A 5,461-nucleotide genomic window follows, 5' to 3' on the forward strand; every position below is an offset into this window, starting at 1 on the left:
GCGATTGAAATCGCCGTGTCGTTTTCCTCTCAGGGCTGAAGCCACTGAGTTTCCCACTTACCGAGTATTTTTTATGATAGCGGATCAATTTCCTTGGCTGACCGCAATTGTCATCCTACCCCTGGTAGCTTCCCTCGCCATCCCTTTTCTGCCCGATACAGACGGCAAAACCGTGCGCTGGTATGCCCTAGGCGTAGGTATTGCAGATTTTGTATTAATGTGCTGGGTGTTTTGGACTCATTACGATCCAAGCATCTCTACTTTCCAAATCGTCGAGCAATATCCCTGGATACCTTCTTTAGGCCTCAACTGGTCTGTTTCCGTTGACGGACTGTCTGTTCCGTTGGTACTGTTGGCGGGATTGGTGACGACACTATCAATCTTTGCAGCCTGGGAAGTCGATCGCAAGCCACGACTCTTCTACTTCCTGATGCTGGTGATGTACTCCGCACAAATAGGAGTTTTCGTCGCCCAAGACATCATGCTGCTGTTCATTGTCTGGGAACTAGAACTAATTCCGGTGTACCTGTTAATCTCGATTTGGGGCGGACAAAACCGTCGCTATGCAGCTACCAAATTCTTGATTTACACCGCAGGCGCTTCCATCTTTATTTTGATAGCTGCCTTGGCAATGGCATTCTACGGCGGAGGCACCCCCACCTTCGACATGGTAGAACTAGGCTTGAAGGACTATCCACTGGGTTTAGAATTACTGCTTTATGCGGGATTGCTGATTGCCTTCGGTGTGAAACTAGCGATTTTCCCCTTCCACACTTGGCTACCTGATGCCCACGGCGAAGCATCTTCTCCCGTGTCGATGATTCTGGCCGGTGTATTGCTGAAAATGGGCGGATACGGACTGATTCGCCTGAATTTGGAACTTCTTCCCCAAGCACACGTTTACTTTGCACCGATTATGGCGGTGCTCGGCGTGGTCAACATTATCTACGGCGCGCTGAATTCCTTCGGTCAATCGAACATGAAGCGCCGCTTAGCGAATTCGTCGATTTCTCACATGGGATTTGTATTGTTGGGTATTGCTTCCTTCACGGATTTGGGAATCAACGGGGCGCTGTTGCAAATGATTTCCCACGGTTTAATCGCCTCAGTATTGTTTTTCCTGGCTGGCGTTACTTACGATCGCACCCATACAATGATCATGGACGAGATGGGCGAGATTGGGAAAGTCATGCCGAAAGTGTTTGCTTTGTTTACCGCAGGCGCTATGGCATCTTTGGCACTCCCCGGAATGAGCGGTTTTGCTAGCGAATTGTCCGTGTTTGTGGGCGTCGCAACTAGCGATATGTACAGCGCTTCTTTCCGCGCGGTCACAGTGTTCCTGGCGGCAGTGGGACTGATTTTGACGCCGATTTATTTGCTCTCGATGCTGCGACAGTTATTTTACAACTGTGGGAGACTAGCGGCTTGCGACCTTGAGGATCTAAATTTGCAGAATCAGAGAAACAATCTGGATGAAGCGGTTTGTTTTGGTAATAGTTGCGTTTTGCCGGGTGATGCAGCGTTTATTGATGCTAAACCTCGGGAAGTGGCGATCGCATTTTGCTTTTTGATACCGATTGTCGGCATTGGTTTTTATCCCAACATGGCGATGCAAGTATACGATGCCAAGACTGTCGCAGTCAACGCAGAAGTCCGCCAATCTTACATCCAAATTGCTCAACAAAATCCTCGGATTTATGCGAATCAACTTTTGGTTCCCAAAATTGCCCAAGCTCAGAAATCGCCTGCTTTGGACAAAATTACAGGGTCTGAATCTGCATCGGTTTTTGGCATTGTCAAATAATTTTACCGAATTCTGTTTTTGTTGAAAATTGGGCGATCGCTTTTGTCAAAGGGCGATCGCTTTTTTCTTAGCGCTGAATTTCTGAAATAATCTGCGCCAGATTCTCCCTAGCATATCCCACCTCAAGAATCGATTTATCATCGAGATCAGAGGCAACTTTCTTCAATATCTTTAGCGGTTCTTCAAAGCCTGTCGTCTTCAAAAACAACACTTGCAACCGATTTTTTACTAATGCTAAAATAGAGCTACTTGGTTCGCCTTTATCCCCTTTCCGTTTAGCAATGTTGATGCTCAATTTGTGAGTTTTCAACAGCCTCATTCTTTCTATTCCTTGGGTCTTAACCGTCTCCAAAACCTCCGCTCTAATCTGATCGACTAATCTGTCGGTCACATATTGCACGATCAAAGGCTGAAGCATAAAAACAGTTTCCCCGCCCTCACTAATTTTGTCAATCAGTGAGCGACGACCCAGAGAATCGAGATTTTTCAGCAAATCTGAAAGCGATGAATTGACCAACATCTGCTCTCGCAAAGTCGCCAGGGAAATCGGGATTTGAGCAATAGCAATCCAGTAGGCAATCTCTTGTTCAGAACTCGACATTCGATCGAACTGCTGCGCGAGCAAATTGCTGATATGTTCTTCAATAAATAAAGCCGTAGCTTCCAAAAGCTTTAAAACATTCCCCTCAAAAAACTCCTTAATTGTTGTCGCTACAATCTTTAATGCTAACAGATTGCCTCCGTACCGAGATAACAAGATTTCCAACTCTCGATCTTGAGGCGACAAACCTTTTTCGTGGAAAATTTCCCGCGCTATTTCCTCGGAAATAGCAGGTTTTAAAGACCGCACTTTTTCTCCCGTCAGCAAAGCCAGTTCCGTAGGCTCTTCCGAACTAACTAGCAGTAAACAGCTATTGTGATTGACCTCACACAGTCGCACGATTAAATCTCGATATCCTTCGTAGCCCTCGCGATAGTGTCCCGCTAATTCTTCGGGTCTGAGAACCGCTTCAAAATCATCTAAAATTACCAGACAGCGGTGTTTCCGCAGATACTCTACCAATCGCGAAATTTTGCTGTTGAGGTCGATCCTCTTCGTTGGCGTAGCCCCCGTAGGGGCGGGATCCGCTAACGGCACATCGGGTTTTTGTTGATTAGAAAAAAGTTGAATTAAGCTTCCTAGGAAGTCGGATGGTGCTGGTGTCGATCGCAGCGATCGCCAAATCACAAAATCAAACTCATTCTGTACCTGTTTTGCCAACTGCACCGACAGAGTTGTTTTGCCGCTACCAGCCAAACCCAGCAGCGCTACCAGGCGACAATTATCTGATACAATCCACTGCTTTAAAGTAGTTAATTCTTCAGTCCGTCCGTAAAAAACCGAAACATCCGGTGCTTGGCCCCAATCTTCCTCTCGGTGTCCGATGGCCATCTTCAATAGAGAGCCTTTACCTCCACTAAAATCGCTCCTTCCCTGATCGATGTGGTATGAAAACAGCAACTGATGCCTCAATTCCGAAAGCTTTCCAGGGCCGTTCCCCCCGATCTGAAACTTTTTGTAAACTTCGCCGAGTCTTTTGCGAACGGCGATATCGCTAATGCCAAGCTTGGTGGCGATCGTCGCTGTAGATTGACCGTCGAGAGCCATAAACACAGTTTCTAACTCGGCATCTGTGACACCGCGCTGTTTGGCGATCGTTTGCACAAAGTTTTGAGGAATCGGAGTAGTCAAGGTAGGAATCTCGTCTATACTAAAAATCTATCTTCTATTATATTGTGTGAGTTCTCGCGGGCGATCATTTGAATCGAATTTGCCAAAGTTCAGCTTGCTTTTAGTTGTTTGGACAGCTTTAGATATTTATCAAAAAAAATGGGTTTAAAACCCCGTCCTTCTAGGACGGCTTTTTGTGGGCAAAAGTATAAACCCTTGAGATCTTCTAATAAAGATATGTAACAAATGTAGTTAAACAAGTAATTCCCTTGTACCTTAAGAATAGCTAAAAAAAGGATATTCAGACTTGTTAACCAACTATGTGTACAAGTTGCGCCAAAATCAAACGCAAGACTTAAAAATGTCCAATTGGGTAGATATGTTGCGGAGTCACTACAACTGGTGTCGTGCGATTCGTTTAACCTAAAATAGGGATTAAAAAACCCCTTATGGGATGGTTAACCCAGTTGATGAAACTGGTGATAACTGACTACACATATAGGTGAGGGTATTGCCCAAGTCCTATCCTCCAAGTGCAGGAGTGAAAGCATATCCCCTAGTTTATTGGGTAGCAACCAATAGGCTAAAGCGGGGATAAAAGATAAAAATACTGAAAGCCAAATTTGGTAATTGTCGAGCAAGAGTCCATGCGTAGCGAAAGCAAAGATGTGTCTGAACCATCGTAATTGTAAATGGTGTAATGGCTAAATCAAGGATAAACCCGCTGAAAAATACGGTAAAGACTGATTAACACCAAGCCAAAAGGCAAGGATAGGGCATAAGCGTTTGACACTCCGACTTATAAGCACCGCCCATTAAAACCGGTGGAAAGCATCACAGCTAAAGACTCTAACAATGTGTATTCGGAACGAAGTAACCCTTGATTATCTCTGGTAAGGTCGATAACCAGTAAGTAGCTAACGAACGGTAATTAAGGGAGGGATTGTATCAGAAGCGAAAGGCTCTACTGTAATGGTAGAGATATGCTGACAGATACACGGTAATTCCAAAGGAATAAAACAACTAGCAATGAATAAATCTAAAACGCTGAACAATCAGACGGTGGAGTGGAAAGACATCAACTGGCGCCAGCTAGAAAGGGTGACTTTTAAGTTGCAAAAGCGAATATTCCAAGCGAGTGAACGTGGTGATGTTAAAGCAGTTCGCAAACTTCAGAAGACCCTGATTAGGTCTTGGTCTGCAAAATGTATTGCGGTACGAAGGGTAACACAAGATAACAAAGGAAAAAATACGGCTGGTGTGGATGGCGTTAAATCGCTGACCCCAAAGCAACGTATTAACCTTGTTGGTAAGCTAAAGTTGGAAGGCAAGGCAAAACCCACTCGTAGGGTTAATATTCCCAAACCCGGAACAACGGAAACAAGACCATTAGGAATACCCACAATCAACGACCGCGCACTGCAAGCGTTAGTTAAACTAGCGCTAGAACCTGAGTGGGAGGCAAAATTCGAGCCAAACTCATACGGTTTTCGACCAGGGCGTTCCTGTCACGATGCGATTGGAGCAATATTCGACAGTATTAGTAAAAAAGCCAAATATGTGCTAGATGCTGATATTGCCAAATGCTTTGACCGTATAGACCATAGAACGTTACTCTCCAAAATACACACATACCCCACAATGAGCCGCCAATTGAAGGTATGGCTCAAAGCAGGTTACTGTGTAGGACATGAGTTATTTCCTACTAATGATGGTACTCCACAAGGCGGGGTAATTTCTCCCTTACTTGCGAACATTGCCCTACATGGGATGGAAGAAAGAATAAAACAGTACGCGGAAACACTAAAAGGATACAAACGGGATAACCGTTATGCCCTTAGCCTAATCCGTTACGCTGATGACTTCGTGAGCGCGACACGATGTCGCATGTTGTGAGTGAGGAGGTGACTTCTCTAGGTTAGTGTCCAAACCTATCCTCAATCTCC

2 protein-coding genes and 1 pseudogene are annotated in these 5,461 nt (G+C 45.1%); 2 read left to right on the forward strand and 1 reads right to left on the reverse strand.

Translation table 11 applies throughout. The annotated features are described in order from the left end of the window. Positions 1-73 precede the first annotated feature (73 nt). Positions 74-1,804, forward strand: a complete 1,731-nt coding sequence (locus QUB24_RS32855) for an NAD(P)H-quinone oxidoreductase subunit 4 (protein WP_333157743.1) — start codon at positions 74-76, stop codon at positions 1,802-1,804. 67 nt (positions 1,805-1,871) lie between these two features. Here QUB24_RS32855 and QUB24_RS32860 read toward each other — a convergent pair whose 3' ends face one another. Beyond that, positions 1,872-3,536, reverse strand: coding sequence for an NB-ARC domain-containing protein (locus QUB24_RS32860; protein WP_333157742.1), 1,665 nt, complete (start codon positions 3,534-3,536; stop codon positions 1,872-1,874). Between the two features lie 1,008 nt (positions 3,537-4,544). On the opposite strand from QUB24_RS32860, the pseudogene QUB24_RS32865 reads away from it, so the two are divergent. Then, positions 4,545-5,384, forward strand: a pseudogene (locus QUB24_RS32865) (reverse transcriptase domain-containing protein); the annotation flags it as partial. Between the last annotated feature and the right edge of the window lie 77 nt (positions 5,385-5,461).

The sequence above is a fragment of the Microcoleus sp. B9-D4 genome, assembly GCF_036705105.1.
GTDB lineage: Bacteria > Cyanobacteriota > Cyanobacteriia > Cyanobacteriales > Microcoleaceae > Microcoleus.